Genomic DNA, 20,207 nt, shown 5'->3' on the forward strand with positions numbered 1-20,207 from the left:
CTTGCAGTTTTTAGAGGTTCCCCATACAGTAAAGCTTACATCCGCATCCGGACTTTTTTTGCAATGCCGGGAAATCCTTTTAGTTTGAGTACAACTCCGTCTTCAATTAAAAAAGAGCCTTCAAAAGTACCGCAGATAGTCTTATAATCCCGCCGCCAGACGAGTATGTTCAAGCTCCGTTGCGAAATTGCACCGGGTGTAAAGGTTAAATCGACCATATTTTCGGTATCTTGGATAATCCAGTTTTTGGAAGATCCGAACGGGTATGTAATACGCACCGGTGGTAACGGGATTCGTTTTCCGCCGTAAAATAAAATATTGTCGTTATAGCTGTAGCTGTCCGGAGCGATGGAATCACTTAAATGAAAAGAAACTTGAGCTCCCTCGATAAATCCCAGTCCGATAACAACGCTTCGCTTTGTATGAGGAGACGTATACGTTTTTCTGAAATCTAAAAAGCCGACTCCGCTTGTCTTACTCAGCTGTATATCTTGGTTATGCCCAAAAGTAACCCATCCGTTTACGGCAAACGAGCGAAAATACACGGCTTGGCACCGGCGGCTCACAAAAGCAGGAATAACGGCAGAATAGTCGGTACATTGCGGCGAACGCGAATCAAAATCGAGCCTGCCCTCGCATGACGGCCGATCGTTGGCAGCAAGAAAATCAAAATCGGCATAGAGCATCCCTTTGGAAAGGCGGGAAAAGATACGCACGTACCGCCGTTTAACGCGGCAGGTTGCAACGCTGTACGCAATGTATTTGGGCAGGTGCACAAACCCCAGCGGCAAAAGTTGCCGGTAGGCAAGCAAGCGGTTTGTGCGCCGATTCCACAGTGTTGTCTCCATAAAGGCAAAATATCCGCCGTAAAAAAATTCAATTTCGCCGATAAGGTTATCGTCGCAAAAGAGAAGCCGCAATGTGTCTGTTATGCGAGTGTCAGTAATGAACGACGGGAGCGGCAAATTCCCAAACGGCTTTTTGACGCCCCGTATGTCAAAGGTACGGAACATCCCCGAGTACGACCCAAACAGCGGTACTGCATCTTCGATGGGGCGGCGTGGAGCCGGAGTAATAACGCGGGTATAAGGAACTTTTTGTATATCCATAGTAACAACCTAGCAATCTCGTAATAATCTAATAGAATCGCTCCTGCGGCGTATCGAAATATGCATCGAGTTCTTGGGAACGGTATATCCCCTTATCGGTTACGATTCCGCTGATAAGCTGAGGCGGCGTAATGTCGAACGCGGGATAGATTCCTTTTACCGCAGGATGAGTATGCCGCACCCCATGGCACGAAAGCGCTTCCTCAGGATTACGCTGTTCGATGCGGATATCGGCGGCATCATTTTTATCTGCATCCGGTATACCGGTTACATAGTACGGTATCCCGAACCTATCCGCAAGCAGGGCAATTTGAAAAGTACCGATTTTATTTGCGATATGCCCGTCCCGCGTAATGGTATCCGCTGCCGAGGTAAAAAGATCGACGTGCCCCTGCTGCATCGTATAGGCAACCATATTATCGGTAATAACGGTGGTGTCAAACCCCATATCGGCGGCGCAGCTTGCGGTTAAGCGAGCGCCTTGCAAGAACGGCCGTGTTTCAGCGCAGATTATTCTAACGGGATTATTGCGCGCACGGGCTGCCTTCAGCATCATCCCGACAATCGTTTCCCCAAAGCACTGGGTAAGAACGCCGCCCCCTTGCGGAAAAAGCTCTGCAAGATAGCTTCCAACCTTTTCCATTATACTGTAGCGCCGATTCAGTGAGTCTATTGCAGTGTTAAAAAGGGCGGTTACTATATCTTGCCCCGCGTTCAAAGCGCCTTTAGCCACAGCAAGACTGCCCGCCGTAATCTGTCCCATTCTGTTTGCCGTCGTCGGCCGGGCATGAGCCAACCCTTGTGCCGCCTCTTCAAGAAAGCACCGCTGCTTCTCCGCCCCTTCATTCCGCACTTGATATGCTGCAAGCGCCATCCCCATAGCGGCAGCCGTGTACGGCCCAGCGCTCTGGGTTACCATATCGGCAATCGCCTGCCGGACTTCCTGCCACGAAGAACATTCGACATACGTTATTTTTTCGGGATAGATGCGCCGGTCAAGGATTCTGACACACCCTTTTTCATACCATGCGACATTTTCATATTGCAATAAAAATGCAAGTTCTGCGTCTTTTCGTTCCATGTTTCATTTTTAGTAGTTTTGATAGATTGAAGACCGGTGGATTAACAAGTGGTGAATTGAAGAACATGCCGGCGAAGGGACTTGAACCCTTACGGAGTTGCCCCCAATAGATTTTGAGTCTATCGTGTATACCAATTTCACCACGCCGGCTTCCAAGATAAGCACTATAACATATTAGCTTTCCTTTGTAAAGCAGGCTATGAACTTATCTTCGTATCTGATATACTCGCACCGATTATGGATATATCTTTTAGAGATTTGGGACTCGATGAGTCCGTGTTGAATGCGGTAGCGGCAAAAGGATTTGAAGAGCCGACGCCCATTCAAGTGTTGGCAATTCCGCGCCTCTTAAACGGCGATGCGAACGTTATTGCAAAGGCGAGAACAGGTACCGGTAAGACCGCCGCCTACGGATTGCCGCTTGTACAGGAATTGAGGGAACCGCGGGAAAAACCGCGTGCGTTGGTATTGGTGCCTACTCGCGAACTTGCGCTGCAAGTCGCTTCGGAAATAGAATCGTTTAAGGAAGGAAGCCATCCCCGTATCACGACCGTATACGGTGGCGCGTCGATTGTCGAACAATTACGAAACTTAAAGCGCGGATGCGAAATTGTCGTAGGAACCCCCGGCCGTGTTATCGATCATTTGGAGCGCGGCTCGCTGAATTTGGACAGTATCGAATATTTTATTTTAGATGAAGCTGATGAAATGCTGAACATGGGCTTTATCGAAGATATCGAAACGATATTCAAAAAGGCGAATCCCGATTCGCGAGTACTGATGTTTTCGGCGACGATGCCCAAGCAGATTTTGAAAATCGCTACCAACTTTATGGGCGAATATGAAATTGTAGAAGAAGAGGCGTCGGAAGAACCGCTGCCGCTTACCGAACAGTTTTTCTGGATGGTAAGGGAAGAAGATAAAAGCGAGGCCTTGGTGCGCCTGATCGACACCGCCGAAAACTTTTACGGGCTGGTCTTTTGCCAAACCAAGGTTGACGCCGATGCAGTTGCGAAAGAGCTTGACGAACGGCATTACGAAGCCGCCGCTTTGCATGGAGACATCCCGCAGGGGCAGCGCGAAAAAATCTTGAGCCGTTTTCGGGCAGGGAAAACCCGCATTCTCGTTGCAACCGATGTCGCCGCCCGCGGTATCGATATCGAAGGGATTACGCACGTTGTCAACTATTCTATTCCGTATGACGGCCCCACCTACACGCACCGTATCGGTAGAACCGGACGGGCGGGGGCGAAGGGGACGGCGGTAAGCTTTATCCGCCCGAATGAGCGGCGCAGGATCGACTATTTGCGCCGCCATGCACGTGGCGAGCTGCAGGAAGGAAAAATTCCTTCTATAGAAAAAGTCCTCGCGCAAAAACAGGAACGGCTCTTTTCCGATCTGCGGCGGAAGCTGGATACCGTCCGCGCCGAACATACGGTCAACAAGCCTTTTATCGAACTCGCCCGGGAACTCTTAGCCGAAAACAAAGCAAGCTTCGCCACAGCAGAAGAAAACGCCGCCGATGGTACCGATACTGCTGTTGCAAATACTGCAAACATTGATGAAGCCGTTGCTTTCGGCGCTGAGACCGCGGTATCCGGCGTCAAGAATATTAGCAGCGTCGAAGTGCTTGCCGCCGTGCTACAGTTGCATTACGGTTCGGTACTGTCGGCATCCCATTACAGAAATATCAAAGTCCCCCGCACCGAAGACAAGCGCGGAAAATTCTCCGGCGGGAATACCATCCGGCTCTATATCGGTCTTGGTAGAAAGGACGGAACGAGCAAGCGGAGCCTCGCGCAGTTTTTTAGTACGCTGCTCTCCATTCCCGAACACGCGGTTGACCACATCGAATTATTCGACCGTTTTTCGCTCGCGGATTTACCGGCCGACGCTGCTCACGAGGCACTGAGGCTTTCAAAGAAAAAAGCCAACATGCCGCATATCCACATCGACACAAAATCGGATAGCGTAAACGAAAAAAGCCCACATACGGCCGGCTATACAAAAAAAAGCCCTTCACGAAAACTGCGTGAAGGGAACCGGCGCGAAGCCTTTTTCCGCGACAAAGACACGAGAAAGAAACATCCCGTTAGCGCAGGCTCCGCCGCTGCCTACAAAAAGCGGAAATAGCCTGTTGAACAGTGTACGTCCGTGTACACTGTTCAACGACGAGATTTTGCATTATAGACATTTATGCAAAAGTTCGGGATTACGGAATGCTTCGTCTATAATGCGGCTTAAAACTGAACTATACCCTTTACCAAGCGCTTTGACCTTTTCGGCTGTTTCGGGAGAAAGCCGGATTGCTACAACCTGTTTTTTTCGGAGCTTGCGCTGTTCTTTTGCGATACGTGCAAATTCCTTTAGTTGCTCTTTGGTTAGCGGCGGGCAATCTTCATCGTATACAATAGGCTTTTTTGCGGCTTGTCTAACCTCTTCAATTTGTTCTTTGGTAGGTTTTTCATTACCATACAAAACCGATGTAACTATTGCCATAGAGTCTCCTTTCCGCTTTAGTGGCGGGTCTTGCAGATATAATCCGTGTTTTATCGCCTCGTTCGGTGTAAACAACAAATAGTATTTTATCTACTTTTCCTATTGTGATAAGGCGATCTTCCATACCGCTGTGGTTTACATCAAAAAATTCGAGACGATTGTTATCATTGAAAACGAGTTTTGCCGTCTCAAATGAAATTTTGTGTGTTTTTATATTGCGTTGTTCTTTTTCATAATCCCATTCAAAAAGACGCTGTGCTATTTTATCGTTTCCCATAGTTTACTATACAATATGTAATACTTTTTGTCAAACTTTTCATAAAAAGCCATCTTATAGACTTAGAATTATAAGAGGGCTTTTTATGAAAGAGATACAGTACTTGTGGGTGTTGAGTATCGTTCTTTGGATATACAACACCGCCATAGATGGCGGGGAAGCTAAACAGCAGCGACGGGGCTGTCCCAAAAGTTTTGTTTTATTACCGATTGTATAGCCCTTACTTTCCAGCGCTTTTGAAAATAGCCTGTTGAACAGTGTACGTCCGTGTACGCTGTTCAACGACAAGTTTTTCTAATGAAAAACTTGCTACTGTGTGGAACCCCCGCCATCCGTGGCGGTTCTGAAAAGCTTTTGCCGTAAGCCTTTTGAAAATAGCCTGTTGAACAGTGTACGTCCGTGTACACTGTTCAACGACGAGATTTGTGCATAACTCAAATCTCGCTCCTGTTTATTACCACGGACATCCATGTCCGTTCTGAAACTACAAGGAGTTTAGCAAAAGCGAAGCGGAGGCGTACTTACTGTACGTTGAGGATTAATTTGTGCGCAGCAACGAAAAGGGTATCCCCCTGCCAGCGCTTTTGAAAATAGTGGCACAGTAGATGCCCCTTTCCGCAAGCCTTTTGAAATAGACGGTACAGATGTTAGGAGCCTAGCCGAAATAAAGCGGAGGCGTACTTGCTGTACGTTGAGCATTTATTTCGGCGTAGCGACAACGCAGATGTGCCGTATATTTCAAAAGGTGGTTAGCCTTTGCGGGATTCGTATACAACCGACCCTCCAATAAAATATTTGGAAAGTCCGAAGAAGATGAGCATCATCGGGATGCTGGCAATAACGGCGGCTGCCATCATTGCGCCTTCGTCGGTGCTCCGTTCGGCTGTAAATGAGGTGATGTACTGCGGAATGGTTTTCATCGTATCGGATTGGGAAACCAGCAGCGGCCACAGCAGGTTATCCCACTGCGTTCTAAACGAAAGGATCGCGAGTGTCGCGATAACGGGTTTGCAGTTTGGTAATACGATATGCGAATAGATGGAAAACTCATGCATTCCATCCACGCGCGCCGCATCCAAAAACTCATTTGGAAAGGTGATAAGGTATTGGCGCATCATAAAAATACCGAATGCGCTCACCATAAAGGGCAGTATCAAACCCGTGTATGTATTTTGGATATGCAGCTTCGTTGCAATCATGTACAGCGGTATCATAATAGCCTCAAACGGAATCATCATTGTTGCCATAATCAGCATAAAGATGAGGTTCCGTCCGCGAAATCTGAATTTAGCCAGTCCGTAGCCAGTGATGGATGCGAGGAGAACTGTAGTAAATAATACGGTAATCGCCACGATAAACGAGTTGATAATATTTCGAACGTAAATGTAATTGCCGTCGTTACCTTTCATTGCCGTTATGAAGTTGACATACTGCCAGCTTTCGGGAATCCATTTATACGGCATCTGCATAATCTCTTTTCCCGACATAAATGAAGCGGTCAACATAAAAATGAGCGGCATCACGGTAAAAGCTGCAAGCGCCAGCAATAATACCAGTTTAATAACCGAAAGCGCTCCCGTCGTCATAGATTGTTTCATATTTAACTCCTATGCGTCTTGCGGCGCTCTTTTAATAATCCGTCTCGTCGGGTTTTGACGAGCGGAATTGCAGCCATGTTAAAAAGAGCATCATCAAAAATAATACGATACTCATCGCGCTTGCACGGCCGATCCGCTGCAGCTTAATACCGGTCTGATAGATATTCAACGTGATAACGTTAATCGGCCCGAGCGACGCTCCATTCTGGGTAAAGAGATATTGGGTGCTGAACGTTTTTAAACACTGCAACATCGCCATAATTGAAACCAATACAGCCGTCGGTTTAAGGAGCGGCAGCGTAATCGACCAAAAGACTTGGAATCTATTTGCACCGTCGATTAAAGCCGCTTCGTACACCACCGGAGGAATGGTCGAAAGACCGGTAATAAAAAGAATAACAAAGTATCCGATATATTTCCAAAAATATACAATCATTGTAGAAAGTTGAAGCATCGTACTGTTTAGCAACCATTGATGGTCAATACCAGGCGTGGAAAGGAGCTTATTAATCCAGTAATTTCCCAGTCCGCGAGGGTCAAAAATCAGCAGCCAAATAGCCGCGGCAACAACAGACGATAGAATGGCAGGTGTGTAATACGCTATCTGAAAAACTTTTTTTAAACTGTTCCGCTGCAATGAGCTGATAAGCACTGCAAACAAGAGACTTAATATCACAAGCGGTATAAATGTTCCGAGCGTAAACACGACTGTTGCACGCAGCGAATTTAAGAATGACATCGGATTATCGTATCGGGAAGCGTCAAAAATATAGAAATAATTTTGCAGCCCTACAAACTTAGGGGGAATATTGCTGAGTACGCGCTTATCGAAAAAACTTTCGATGAACGCATTTATAATAGGATAAAAACTGAATACGGCAAAAAATAACACTGCGGGAATAACAAAAATAACACCCCACCGTGCGATCTTTTTTTCGATACCGCCGCTTTTTTTTGAGTTAGACATAACCGCTTTTCCTTTTACCGATGAATACTAGACCTGTTCAATAGCTTGGTTGTCGAAACGGAAGTTTCCGAACAGGTTTAATCAACAACTCCGACGCAGAGCGTTGCCGAGGGCGGCGGGTATTAAACCCTCCGCATGAATGAAACAGCCTCTAAAAATACCGTTTTTTAGAGGCTGTTAATGACTGTTCTAACTATTTGTTTTCTTCGTCAAGAATTTCTTGAGCCGTTGCTCGCAAAGACTCAAGCGCTTTTTCGGGAGCTACGCCGGACAGCATAACCGACTCAACTGCTGAGCGGATTGCCGTTTGCAACTCAGCACTGTTCGCTCCGTAGTACACCATGTGTCCTTTGTTCATATCGTTGATAAATACATCGGAATACGGCATATCTTTGAGTGTCTGCGAATCGAGCAGCGCTTTGGTCGGCTGAATAATGTTACCGCCTTCGCGCAGATAATCTTCGCCGTGCTTGAGTAAAAAGCCGATGAGCTTCCATGCAGCCTCTTGCTTCGTCTTGGAAATATCGTTGTTAACCATTAAGAAATGTCCGTAATAGCAAGCGGGAACTTCTTTAACTGCGTTCTTAAATTGAGGGAACGGAACAACCATCCACTCACCGCTATTATAGAAGTCGGGATTATCCTTGCGGATTCGTCCCTGCTGGTATAAACCGGTCGTTGCCATTGCAATATCGTTATTGTCTTTGTTGAACAGGTTACGTGCGCTCTTGTAGGTAGGAGAACCGAGGTTCTTTCCGGAGGGTCCCCAATCGCGCATAAAGGTAAGGAACTTGATCCATGCTTCATCCCCGACAATCGCTGTTTTGCCATCATCGCTGATCAGCTGACCGCCGAGCTGTTCCACCATCGGAACGAAGGCAACAAGGTAATACGGATAGCGGAAATCGAACCCTCTGCGTACCAGAATATCACCGTCGCGGATAACCAATTTTTCGGAAACTGCAACCATATCCTCCCATGTTTTGGGATAATCTTTTTCGGGATCCAAACCGGCATCGCGGAAAATCTTCTTATTGATATAGATACACCAGTTGGTAATCTCCAGCGGCAGACCGTATACTTTTCCGTCTTTCGTTACGGCATTGAGAATTTCCGGCAAATAGCTATCATAGATCGCAGCCTGATCGGCATAACCGGCGGCTTTGGGATCGACCGGAGCGACTCTGCCATTTGCAACATAAGAATATTCATCTTCGATAGATAAATTGAAAATATCAGGCCCTTGATTAGCTGCAAAAGCGGTCTGTACCAGCTCAATCAGCTTTGCAGCGCCCTGAGTTGTCCGCTCTACTTTGATATTCGGATTTGCTTTTTCAAATTCGGCGATAAGCTTTGTTTCAAGCTCGGTACGGGCGGGATCTTCATGCGTCCAATAATGAAGCGTGATAGGTCCCTCTTCCTTTTTTTCCTGCGCACACGACATAAGAGCCGCAATCATCAGTCCCGCAGACAGAATGCTAACCAATTTTTTTAACATAGGTTTCATACTCCTTCTTGCCCTCATCTGTAGATTTGGTTGATTACGATGGGGAACAACTCTTTATTTTCGCATACTATCGGTGAAAGGTCAATTGGAAAACAAGACATTGAGAAAAAGAGATACCGCACGAATAAAAAAACGGCCGCGCGTTATGCACGGCCGTTAGCGTTAAAGTATTCGTTCTATACGCGGATTACTGTTTAATCGTAAATGTACCTTCGTTTATAAAGCGAGATTGCCCCGTTACTCCGATTGACGATGCATTTTCATTTGCACTGATAGGCGTTCCGTTGATTGACAGAGAACCTACCGTCGTCGTCGCGCCTTTTTCGTTGCTTACGAGAACGTAGAAATTTTTATTCGTATTTTCAACCGATACTTTTCCGCCTATATCGACGATACCACCTTGAACGATAAACTGTTCATTGCGTACGTCTTCTGCCTCAGGAGCAATACCGGGCTTGCCGCCTTTTCCCATATCGGGTCCCGGCGGTACCGCGCCGATAAACGGAGCAATTTTTCCGTCATTGTATCCGCTGATTTTGACATCACCTTTTACATAGGTGCCGAAGCCATCAAAGGCTGCACTTTGAAAAAATGCGTTTTTTCCTTTTGCAGTCGCTTCTACCGAACCCATCCTCGAAATTGTTTTTTCTGCACCTGTCCATCGGTTGTGCCCTGTTGCGACGATTGCAGCGGCTCCTCCGTTCGGACATTCCACTTTTACCTTGCCGTCGACAGTCGCCTCGAAAACACCCTGCACGGTGTATATCGCCGAAAGCGAACCGTCTTTGTCTTTTTCGGCTGCATTGTAGACATATACATTGCCCAAGCGAGCTTTCGGTCCTGTCTCCGTTACTTTACCGCCGAGAATACCGCGTGCGGTATTAAAATTCGCCAATGCAACGGTTGCGTCCGCTGTCGTTCCCTTGTTATTGCATTTTACGATCATATGATCGACGTCGATTGTGCCGCTTGGAGCGACGTAGTAAAAGCCTGCCGTCGCGTTGTTTCTATAACCGGGGCTTCCGTCGACAGTGCCATCGGGATTGTAGATGCCTTCAATTCCTTCTGCAACGATTTCGATCGTACCGAGTTTAATAAACGGTTCGTCGATCCAATCCATACCGTCGGAATACTCTCCGCGGTCGAATTCGTTGATTGCAAAGATTGCGTTTCCGTGTATTTTATTTAATCCGTGAATATACAATCTACCTTGTCCTATCAACGTCGAACCGCCGCCTCTGAGATTTCGTACCGTGCGGATTTTGGCAACGCCTGCGCCGGCACCGCATGAAATTTGGAGATCACCGTCAATGCGGATTGAACCCGCGTACGGACTCGGATTCCCATCTGCTCCGACGGATCTGCCGTCTGCAAGCCAGAGAACTGCTGAATCGTTTGCGTTTGCATTGTTTGAACCGAGGATGAGCGTACCACCCTTATCGACATCGATCGCATGATTGAACGTATCGTTTAAAACACTTGTCGCGGCCGTGTCATTTGCTTTTTGCGACACTTCAGGATTGCTTGTTCCGGTGCCGCCGACGATAAAATGAAATGTATCGAAATCATTGACGGTTTTTCCGCTCCATATTTGAAGCTTTGCCCCCGATTTTACTTTAATAAATTTTCCTGCCGGAACGAAAAGTGTTTTTTGTCCGTAAGATATAACTTTACCGGGTACGCACACTTTGACGTCTGCACCGCGTTCGATGACGACACCGTCAAACGGCAAACCCGTATCGGCCGCTTTCCATTCGCGGATATCACCGTTCAAAAAACCGATGGTACTGTTTGCTGACCACCCGCCGTTAAAACCAAGCAGTGCGTTCATGTCTTCCTGATTTCGAATGACACGAACACGATCAGTCAGTACTGTAGCGCGGGTCGATACGCAAGATGCGAGAATTGCGATGAATGCCGCTGTAAATATCAGTCGGATTCCCTGTTTCTTCCACTTATTCATATATACCTCCTCCATAAAAATTTTCTAATTTCAAATATTTCAATCAACAACCCCGACGCAAGCGTCGGGGCACAGTGCTCAACGTTTCGCACTGTGTGTTCTATAAGGTGGTTGCAGTCGGTTTTAATACCCTTTGTTACGACGCAAGCGTCGGGGTATTAAACCCTCCGCACGAATCAATGACGGGATTATCCACCTCAATCTTATCGTTGTCTTGATAGGGGGCAAGAGTCGATACCATGCGCATCACGGCATTTGATCGATTGATAACATAATGAACTTCCTTAGGTTCAATATGGATGAATTGTCCCTTTGTCAGATGATGCACGACGTTATCGACAACAATATCTACCTCACCTTCAAGGATATAAAAATTTTCTTCCATTATGTCGTGATAATGCGCTCTAAAATCCTGTCCCGGTTGGAACTGCACTATCGCAAAATTCATTCGAGGCCCTTTCATCAAATACTTCGGCCCGTGATCCTGAAAACGATACTCTTTATCTTTTTCATCGACTATAAACATATTATTCTCCTATTATGCTCTGGGCACCTCTAAAAACTCGGTTAGATTTGCTTCGCATCCTTCGGAATAGAGGTGCCCGTCGAGTTTTAATTTAAGTCTTTATAATATAATGACTTAAATTAAAACATCGCAAGTTACATCTAAAGAAAACTTCTAAAACCTGAAGTTTTTAGAAGTTCCCGTCTATTTTCCGGTAATGCCCGGCGCAGCCCACATGTACTGCGTGATGCCGCGATCGCTCAAGCTGAGCTGTGCATCATAGATATCCCGCCATATTTTATACATTTCCATGTATTTTTTATGATGTTGCATATTCGGCTGTAGTGTCGTTTCGATTTTCACCATCGCCGCCGCCGCTTCTTTTATACTGCCGTATATATCGACACCTGTCGCTGCAAGCATTGCCGCCCCAAGCGCGGTTGCTTCTTTTACGGCTGGTATGCGCAAAGGAACACCGAGCGCATCGCATACGATTTGCGCCCATAACCGGCTCTTTGCAGCTCCGCCGCCGAATGTTACAGCAGCAGGCATTCCGCCGCCTTTTGATGCAACGAGCTGCATATGACCGTAAGTGATCAGCGCAGTGCTTTCGAGGATAGAACGGTAAAAGGTGTATTTATTGAACAGCTCCGCTTCAAAGGTGAAGTTCGTAAACGTAGGGGCTGCATGGCGCCATGCGGAAAAATTCATAACATCGCTAAATGTGCAGAACATACCGTTCGAACCGACCGGGATTTTTTCGGCGCGTTCATCCATCAGCGCATAGACATCTTTACCTTGCGCGGCAGCTTCTTTTTGTTCTTCGGTACAAAATCCGTCACGGTACCAGCGCATCATCAGGCCGGGCTTAAATGCAAGCGCTTCATACTGCCAAAGGTTTGGCTGCACATGGCAGTTCACCCGTATATCGCAGTCGTCCGATATGCTTCCGCTTGCGGTGTTATATTCATATTGCCAAAATGTCCCGCCGAAAACAGCCGCTTCGTTTGCTTCCGTTACGCCGACTCCGATTGTGCCGAGCTGAGCATCTCCGCCGCCGACAATAATAGGGGTTCCTTCTTTCAATCCGGTTTCTTTAGCGCCCTCTTTGCTGACGTGGGAAACGAGCGTACCGCATTCCTGTACCGGCGGGAAGATATCGCTTTTAAGACCGCAACGATCTGCAATCGTTTTATCCCATGTCCGCTTAGTCAACGAAAAAAGCCCGCTCGTAGAGCCGTTACTCGGTTCCATAACCAGTTTTCCGCTCATTTTATAGATAAGCCAGTCGTTAAACATACCGATAGAAGCAATGTTCTCATATACTTCCGGCAAATTATTTTTTACCCAAAGGATACGCGGCAATGCACTGAGCGAATACGTTTGTCCGGTCTCAAGGTAGAGTTCATGTTCAAGGGAGAGCGACTTTTTTTTAAGCTGTACCACTTCGTCCGTACTACGTGCATCGACATTTGCACAAGCCCAGATTTCTTTTCCTGTCTTATCGTATAAGATAATCCCTTCGCGCATACAAGTTGTCGAAACAGCAACGATGTCTGCGCTATTGATGCGTGATTTTTCCATTACTCCGGCGATACAGCGGCGCGCATAGTCCCAATTTTTTTCCCAATCGAAGTTCATACTCCCGGGATATTTCGGATCTTCAAGATGTTCCCATTCTTGCTGCACGCATTCGATTTGATTTCCGTTTACATCAAAAATGACAGCGCGAACACTCCCCGTACCGGCATCGATAGCCATCAAATACTTTTCACTCATAATTATCTCCCAATACTCCTTTACTTATTTTCAATGAGCCATTGTGCAGTCGTTTCATCCGTTATGAGAATATTCGGGTACTGTCCCCGAAGCGCCGCTCTGATTGCGGGGCGTTTGACCGTTCCTGCAGCAACAGCAATGACATTGTGCAGTTTCTTTAATGCTTCCGGTGAATATGTGATAAGGCGTTCTTCGGTAGAAACCGGAATAAAAGTTCCGTTTTCGTCAAAAAAATGAGCAAGCACATCACCCGCAGCGCCGCGCATTTTGAGAAAATCGAAATCGTTTTTTTGTATGATACCGGACTTAATAACAGTCGCATTATCATCCATACCGCCGATGCCGATAACCGAACAGCTTGCCGTCGGGTGCATCCGCGAAATTTCAATAACGGCTGTTTCCTTTTTTATTGCGTCAACAATTTCTTTTGTCGATGCAACGAAAGGAGCCGGAATAAGGTAGAGTGATGCATTTCCGGCAGAGAGCTGTGTGTTGAGCAGATAAATACTCACTCCACCAGTGAGCGAGATATACGTCGGTTTCTTTTTTGAAATTTGCGAAAAATAATTCATAAACCGTCCGGTCGTATCACCATATCCGATATTGATGATGGGAGTATCGGAGAAGTGTTCGTCGATGTACATGGCAGCCGCCTTCGCAACCGCATCATTAAGCGTTTCGGAGGTATGGCGTTCATCGGAAGGGATTACAAAGGCATCATCAAGCCGGTAGATATCGATCAGCTCTTGCTCGGTTTTCAGCCTGCCTCTAAAATCGTTATGAATACTGATTTGCACAACGTTTTCCCGTTCAGCCTTTTCAAGCAATCTGATAACACGCATACGGGAAACACCGAGCATATCGGCTATTTCTTTCTGCGTTTTCTTTTGAATGTAGTAATACCATGCAATACGTACGATAAGCTCTTTTTCCCAATCATCCGTCATTGTGTTTTTTTCTCCTAAACGAACAAAATATCACACTATGAACATATTATCACATTAAATCTAAAAAAACAAGATTTAACTAACAGATTATTAGGACTAAATATTCGTTTTCTTCATAAGTTAATTGGTAAAACTTTAAAACAGCAAGAAATCTCTATCTCGCTGAAATTTTGCTATTTTATCAAATATACATTTGACAAATCGTTTTTTTCGTCTTATACTTAATTTATTGATAAATGTTCACATTAAGAACAAAAGTTCTTTAATTTTTACTCTTGAGTGAGAGAGGAAACAACCTATGGATGAAAACGCAGCGCCGTTGCTGTCGGTAAAGAAAATCTATAAATCTTTCGGTTCCAATGCCGTTCTTAAGGGCGTTGACTTGAATGTCTATCCGGGAGACGTTCTTGCGCTTATCGGAGGTAACGGTGCCGGTAAAAGCACGCTGGTAAAGACCATTATGGGAATAAACAGGCCGGAAAGCGGTGATATCCTTGTAGACGGGAAGTCTATCCATTATGGAAGCCCATCGGCCTCGCTCCACGCAGGGGTATATCTTATACCGCAGGAGCCGATGCTTTTTTCAAATATGACGCTCGAAGAAAATATTTTGATGGGGATTCCCGGTAAAAAGAAAGAACTTCATAAGCGTCTTATGGATATTATGCAGCAGCTCGGCTGGAAGCTCGATTTTGATAGAACAGCGCGTACGCTCTCGATTGCGGAACAGCAGTTGGTAGAAATCTTACGCGGTCTGATGCGTGAGGCGCGTATCATGTTTTTTGATGAACCGACCTCTTCGCTTACATTTGAAGAGGTTAACTCTCTTTTTAACATTATCGCCGAATTGAAAAAAAAGAAAGTCGGCGTCATTTATATAACACATCGTTTAAATGAAGTATTTGCTATAGCAAATCGCATTGCGCTTTTAATAGACGGTACTATTACGATGGACGGCGACACCAAAGACTTTACATACGATATGTTGTTAAAAGGGCTTGCACCGGAAAGTGTCGAAAAAATGCTCGAAGAAGAAACGATTGAGACGACGGAAGTCGAAAAAAAAGTGCCGGTACTTTCACTTAAAACTCTCAGCGGTTACGGTTTTGCCGATGTCAATCTTGATGTCTATCCCGGAGAAGTTCTCGGTATGACCGGTGTTGTAGGAGCCGGTAAAACGGAGCTTGCAACGACGCTTTACGGCCGCGATAAGGTGCTGGGCGGAAAAGTGTATTTAAACGGAGAAGATATTACGGGGTTGAAAACCAAGCAGATCATTGCAAAGGGACTCAATTATCTTCCCGAAGACCGGTTTTTAAACGGAATTTTTAAATTGACAACGGTGCGTAATAATATTACCTCTATAACACTTACAACGTTAAAGCGAATGCTTATCAATACCGTACAAGAAAAATCGCTTGCAAAAAAATACATCGATGAATTTCATATTAAAGTTATCGGCGACGGCCAGATAATGGGTTCTCTTTCTGGCGGCAATCAGCAAAAAGTGATTATCGGAAGATGTTTTTCTACAAATCCGCACCTTGTTATTCTTGACGAACCGACGCGCGGTGTTGATGCGGGAGCACGCAGCGATGTGTACGCGATTATCAAAGAGCTTAAAAAAACAGGCGTAGCTATCTTACTGATCAGTTCCGATATGGAAGAAATCATTACGATGAGTGATCGGGTCGTTACCATGTACCGTGGTAGAATTAATCATGAATTTTCAAAAGATGAAATAAACGAACAGGCGCTGATGGCGGCTTCTTTCGGTGTAGAAAAAGGGATGGTTGGATAAATGCAGTGTATATCCTTTAAGCGGATTTTTAAGGCAAGAAGCCTCTTTTCGCTTGCGGTAGTAGTTATACTTTTTCTTCTTGTCGGTATTGTTAATCCCGATTTTCTCGGTACGCGAAATTTAATGCAGACGGTAAACTCAAGCGTCGTATTTGCGCTTTTGTCTATCGGTATCGCATTTGTACTGATTATCGGTGAAATCGACGTTTCAGTCGGCGCAGTGATGGGGTTGACTGCTGCGGTAAGCGCAACGTTAATTCGTGACGGCAGTCCGTGGTCGCTTGCTATTTTAGCGGCTGTCGGAATCGGTATTGTATGCGGACTCATAAACGGTTATGGGCTCGTATATCTCGGCATTCCTTCCATTATTATGACACTTGGTATGAACGGCGTTATCCGCGGTCTTATCTATGTCTATACCGGCGGAAAATGGGTTGAAAACATTCCGTTTGAGTATAAGGCGATCAGTCAAGCGACTGTCGGCGGTATCACTTACATTTACTTGACAACGTTCATTATCGCAGTCGGCGGTTCACTATTGCTGCGGCGTATTGCCGTAGGACGCAATTTTTATGCCGTAGGGGATAATATCGGCGGCGCCGAGCTGGTCGGTATTCCGGTAAAGCGTACGCGGATAAGCGCCTTTGTACTTAGTTCGTTCTTTGCCGCCGCAGCCGGTTGTATCTATGTAAGCCGCATCGGATTTGTTACGCCGATTGCAGGAAACGGTTACGAAATGAAAGCGATTGCGGCCTGTGTTCTGGGCGGCATCAGTCTGTCCGGCGGTGTAGGTTCGTTGTTCGGTGCGCTGATAGGAGCCATCATCATGGCGTCGATAGACCGCATCCTCGTATTTTTAAAATTTTCTTCCGATTATGACAGCACGATTACCGGTATTTTATTGATTACGATTGTTACGATAGACGGGCTGGTACAGCATTATGCGGCTGAAAAGGCCCGGAGAACGCGCCTCTTAGCAAAGACAGCCGGAACGGAGAGTAGGTAGCTATATGGGAAAGAAACGGTTTGCTTTCACAAATGAATTATTGCTGATTGCCGTTATTGTATGCGAAATCATCTTATTCGGTATGTTGAACCCGCGCTTTTTACGTCCGATTGTACTGCTCGGTTCAATCAATGACTTTATTTCGATCTGCATCATCTCGCTTTTTGTAACGATGGTTATTATTGCCGGCGGGATGGATATTCAGGCAGGTTCCATAGTCGGCCTTTCGTCAATTGTTGTAGGCGTATTTTTTCAAAGCGGTGTAAATATCTATGCGGCCTGTTTGCTTGCGATTATTGCAGGTATACTGTGCGGACTGTTAAGCGGTTTTATTATTGCGTATACCAATGTGCCGCCCATGGTCGTAACACTCGGCGGCTCGTTTTTATATTCCGGTTTAGCGGTTTCGATTACCCGTATTGCAAAGGTTGAATTGTACAAGGGTATCAGCGGTTTCCCTGCTGCATTTACGGCAGTTACGCAGTTCCGTTTTTTTGGAATTATTCCTTCTCAAATTTTATTGTTTTTAATTATGGCGATAATTGCCTATATTATTCTGCACCGTACTGCCTACGGACGTTCCGTGTATTTGTGCGGTATTAACTCGAATGCAGCCGAATTTTCCGGGGTAAATACGCGATTTATTAAGATGACGACGTATGCGCTTTCCGGGGCCGGTGCGGCGATCGCCGGAATTGTACTTACTTCATATCTCGGTACTGCAAAGGCGGACTTTGGTAAAGAATTAACCCTGCCGGTTATAACGGCCGTCGTACTCGGCGGTACGGCAATTACCGGCGGGAGCGGCAGTATTTTCGGGACGGCGCTTTCTGCGCTGGTAATTGGAATTATGCGATTCGGTTTATCGATGGCTGGAGTCAATACTCAGTATCTTGATATACCGGTCGGCATGTTACTGCTCATTATTGTTGCATCTCGCGGATTTTCCGGGAAAGGTTTTTCGAGTAATCTCACCGGTATTTTCCGCAAGCGATAGGGGAGGTCATCTTTAATAGCTTTGCTTTTAAAGATGTCTATAGGTGAAAACAACGGACGACAAAATCAGGAGGTAAAAAATGAAAAAACTGATGTCGATTATGTTGGCAGCGCTCTTGGTCGGCGTACCGGTATTTGCCGGCGGCTCAAGTGATCAGAGCTCTGGTGGTTCAAAGAAAGACGTTGTTGTCGTATTTATTCCGAAAATCAGCGGCAATGCTTTTTTTGAAGTAGCAAATGAAGGCGCTCAAAAACTGGCAAAGCAGGTCGGTTTTACCGTAAAGTATGACGGCAGCCCCGATGCAGCAGTGGCGAATCAGGTTAATATCATTAACAATGCTATTCAGCAAGGTGCCGATGCAATCTCAATTTCGACCGTTGATGCAGCCGGTGTCGATCAAGCATTGAAAGCAGCGCGCAAAGCCGGCCTTGCCGTTATGACATGGGACTCCGATTCCAATCCCGATGCACGGCAGCTTATGACATCTCAGGGAACCCCCGATATCCTCGGCAAAATGCTTGTAGATATGGGCGTTACCTCTCTTAAAGAAAGAGGTAAAAATCCCGATACGGATGTTATCAAATACTGCTGGCACTATTCTCAGGCAACGGTTACCGATCAGAATTCATGGCATGTCGCAGGCGAAGCTTATATTCGCCAAAAGTATCCCAAATGGGTTAATGTTGCGCCGGATAACTATTATTCGAACCAAGATGCAGAACGTGCAATTACAGTTGGAGAAGCGGTTCTGTCTGCTCACAAAGATATCGACTTAATTATTTGTAACGACTCGACTGCGCTTCCCGGTCAATGTCAAGCCGCACAAAACCTTGGTCTTAATCAGAAAAAGGTAACCATTACCGGGTTTGCAACACCGAATGCGATTAAGGGCTATTGCCGTGCAGGTATTCTTACTCGCTGGGGCTTGTGGGACTGCGGTATTCAAGGTGCAATTTCCTGTTACCTCGCCTACTGGGCAGCAACAGGACACAGTATGAAAGTCGGCGACACAATCGATATCCCTACCATCGGTAAGGTAACTATTCAGCCGAACACGGTACTTGATCCGAAAGCTTATACGGCAAACGATTCCGGTGTTGTATTGCTTCCGGAGCGCGCAGTATTCACAAAAGAAAACATGGATAAGTATAACTTCTAAATAGAGGTTATAGGGGAACCTTTAAAGACACAGCCGTTTTTAGAGGTTCCCTGTTATCACTTTTAATGATAGGAATGATAGTATGGCAGATTTAGACGGTTTAAAAACAGCTCACGATTATCACACGGATGTCCCTTTTGCCGTTGACGGTGCATTTTATGTCAAGGGGGCAGGCAATCTCGACTGGGGTATGAAAAAACACCTCTCGAATATCTTTAATCCTCAAACCGGTAATACCGTGATGTTCGCATTTGATCACGGTTATTTTATGGGGTCCGTCTCGGGACTCGAACGGCTCGACCTTTTAATTCCCCAGCTTAATGACCATGTCGATGTCCTTATGGCAACACGAGGCGCATTGCGCACCTGTGTGCGTCCCGACTGCAAAAAAGCTATTGCGCTCAGAGTATCTTCCGGTTCTTCTATGGTACAGGATGACTTAACCCATGAAGTTGTTGCCGTCAATATTGAAGATGCGATAAGGATGAATGCTGACTGCCTTGCAGTTCAGACTTTTATCGGCGGCGACGGTCAGCTGGAAAGCATCGATAATCTTTCTGCGGTTATTAATGCGGGAATCCGTTATAGCATACCGACCCTTGGCGTAGTCGCAGTCGGTAAGAACATGGAGCGCACCGCACAGTATTTTAAACTTGCAACGCGTATTGTTGCCGAACTCGGTGCAAATATTATAAAAACATATTATTGCGAAGATTTTGAAGAAATCGTTGCTGCATGTCCGGTGCCGATTGTAGTAGCCGGTGGAAAAAAGCTCCCCGAACAAGAAGCGCTCGCATTGGCTTATCATGCAATCCGCGACGGAGCCAGAGGGCTTGATATGGGCCGTAATATTTTCCAGAGTGCTCATTCTGTAGCGATGGCCGATGCAATCGGAAAAATCGTTCACCACAAATATACCGACAAAGAAGCGTTTGAATTCTATACGGAACAAATTAATAAAAAATAAAGGTACGACCAGGGCAAACAAATCTGACATGTTTGCCCTTTCTCTC

General features: G+C 46.0%; 17 protein-coding genes and 1 tRNA gene. 6 read left to right on the forward strand and 12 right to left on the reverse strand.

Features of this window, described 5'->3' with window-relative positions; all coding sequences use genetic code 11:
* Positions 1–35: 35 nt before the first annotated feature.
* The 3 genes from E4N69_RS01390 to E4N69_RS01400 form a co-directional block, all read right to left on the reverse strand.
* Positions 36–1,109 carry a DUF2804 family protein gene (locus tag E4N69_RS01390; protein ID WP_253824254.1) on the reverse strand — a complete coding sequence of 358 codons (1,074 nt, stop codon included), beginning with the start codon at positions 1,107–1,109 and terminating at the stop codon, positions 36–38.
* Between the two features lie 28 nt (positions 1,110–1,137).
* Entirely contained in the window at positions 1,138–2,190 is a 1,053-nt protein-coding gene (locus E4N69_RS01395) for an S-methyl-5-thioribose-1-phosphate isomerase (RefSeq protein ID WP_253824255.1), read from the reverse strand.
* 66 nt (positions 2,191–2,256) lie between these two features.
* Positions 2,257–2,340: transfer RNA gene (locus E4N69_RS01400), tRNA-Leu, on the reverse strand.
* Positions 2,341–2,427: 87 nt separating this feature from the next.
* Between E4N69_RS01400 and E4N69_RS01405 the strand changes: the two genes are divergently transcribed.
* Positions 2,428–4,323: a DEAD/DEAH box helicase gene (locus E4N69_RS01405; protein ID WP_253824256.1), complete on the forward strand. Its 1,896-nt coding sequence runs from the start codon at positions 2,428–2,430 to the stop codon at positions 4,321–4,323.
* 51 nt (positions 4,324–4,374) lie between these two features.
* Here the strand turns inward: E4N69_RS01405 and E4N69_RS01410 are convergent, their stop codons facing one another.
* From E4N69_RS01410 to E4N69_RS01450, 9 genes are all read right to left on the reverse strand, one after another.
* A complete protein-coding gene (locus tag E4N69_RS01410; protein WP_206182465.1) occupies positions 4,375–4,689 on the reverse strand; it encodes a BrnA antitoxin family protein in 315 nt (104 codons plus the stop codon).
* Entirely contained in the window at positions 4,658–4,966 is a 309-nt protein-coding gene (locus tag E4N69_RS01415) for a BrnT family toxin (protein WP_253714917.1), read from the reverse strand. Before E4N69_RS01415 ends, E4N69_RS01410 begins: the two co-directional genes overlap by 32 nt.
* Positions 4,967–5,715: 749 nt before the next feature.
* Positions 5,716–6,564, reverse strand: a complete 849-nt coding sequence (locus E4N69_RS01420; RefSeq protein WP_253824257.1) for a carbohydrate ABC transporter permease — start codon at positions 6,562–6,564, stop codon at positions 5,716–5,718.
* Between the two features lie 31 nt (positions 6,565–6,595).
* The gene (locus tag E4N69_RS01425) at positions 6,596–7,531 is read right to left on the reverse strand and encodes a carbohydrate ABC transporter permease (RefSeq protein WP_253824258.1); all 936 of its coding nucleotides are present in this window, start codon (positions 7,529–7,531) and stop codon (positions 6,596–6,598) included.
* A gap of 193 nt (positions 7,532–7,724) precedes the next feature.
* The gene (locus E4N69_RS01430) at positions 7,725–9,029 is read right to left on the reverse strand and encodes an ABC transporter substrate-binding protein (protein WP_253824869.1); all 1,305 of its coding nucleotides are present in this window, start codon (positions 9,027–9,029) and stop codon (positions 7,725–7,727) included.
* A gap of 196 nt (positions 9,030–9,225) precedes the next feature.
* Positions 9,226–11,001, reverse strand: coding sequence for a hypothetical protein (locus tag E4N69_RS01435; RefSeq protein WP_253824259.1), 1,776 nt, complete (start codon positions 10,999–11,001; stop codon positions 9,226–9,228).
* Between the two features lie 136 nt (positions 11,002–11,137).
* Positions 11,138–11,527 (reverse strand): cupin domain-containing protein, encoded by a 390-nt coding sequence (locus E4N69_RS01440; RefSeq protein ID WP_253676050.1) that lies wholly within the window; start codon positions 11,525–11,527, stop codon positions 11,138–11,140.
* Positions 11,528–11,710: 183 nt separating this feature from the next.
* Positions 11,711–13,285, reverse strand: a complete 1,575-nt coding sequence (lsrK, locus tag E4N69_RS01445) for an autoinducer-2 kinase (protein ID WP_253824260.1) — start codon at positions 13,283–13,285, stop codon at positions 11,711–11,713.
* A gap of 20 nt (positions 13,286–13,305) precedes the next feature.
* A complete protein-coding gene (locus E4N69_RS01450) occupies positions 13,306–14,232 on the reverse strand; it encodes a sugar-binding transcriptional regulator (RefSeq protein WP_253824261.1) in 927 nt (308 codons plus the stop codon).
* 298 nt (positions 14,233–14,530) lie between these two features.
* On the opposite strand from E4N69_RS01450, the gene E4N69_RS01455 reads away from it, so the two are divergent.
* The 5 genes from E4N69_RS01455 to lsrF all read left to right on the forward strand — a co-directional run bounded on the left by E4N69_RS01455 (position 14,531) and on the right by lsrF (position 20,161).
* Positions 14,531–16,033 carry a sugar ABC transporter ATP-binding protein gene (locus E4N69_RS01455; protein ID WP_253824262.1) on the forward strand — a complete coding sequence of 501 codons (1,503 nt, stop codon included), beginning with the start codon at positions 14,531–14,533 and terminating at the stop codon, positions 16,031–16,033.
* Positions 16,034–17,038 carry an ABC transporter permease gene (locus E4N69_RS01460; RefSeq protein ID WP_253824263.1) on the forward strand — a complete coding sequence of 335 codons (1,005 nt, stop codon included), beginning with the start codon at positions 16,034–16,036 and terminating at the stop codon, positions 17,036–17,038.
* Between the two features lie 4 nt (positions 17,039–17,042).
* Entirely contained in the window at positions 17,043–18,035 is a 993-nt protein-coding gene (locus tag E4N69_RS01465) for an ABC transporter permease (RefSeq protein ID WP_253673193.1), read from the forward strand.
* A gap of 79 nt (positions 18,036–18,114) precedes the next feature.
* Complete coding sequence (locus E4N69_RS01470) at positions 18,115–19,194, forward strand: substrate-binding domain-containing protein (protein ID WP_253824264.1); 1,080 nt, start codon at positions 18,115–18,117, stop codon at positions 19,192–19,194.
* 82 nt (positions 19,195–19,276) lie between these two features.
* Positions 19,277–20,161, forward strand: coding sequence for a 3-hydroxy-5-phosphonooxypentane-2,4-dione thiolase (lsrF, locus tag E4N69_RS01475; RefSeq protein ID WP_253824265.1), 885 nt, complete (start codon positions 19,277–19,279; stop codon positions 20,159–20,161).
* Positions 20,162–20,207 lie beyond the last annotated feature (46 nt).

The organism is Treponema sp. OMZ 906, assembly GCF_024181185.1.
Classification (GTDB): Bacteria; Spirochaetota; Spirochaetia; order Treponematales; family Treponemataceae; genus Treponema.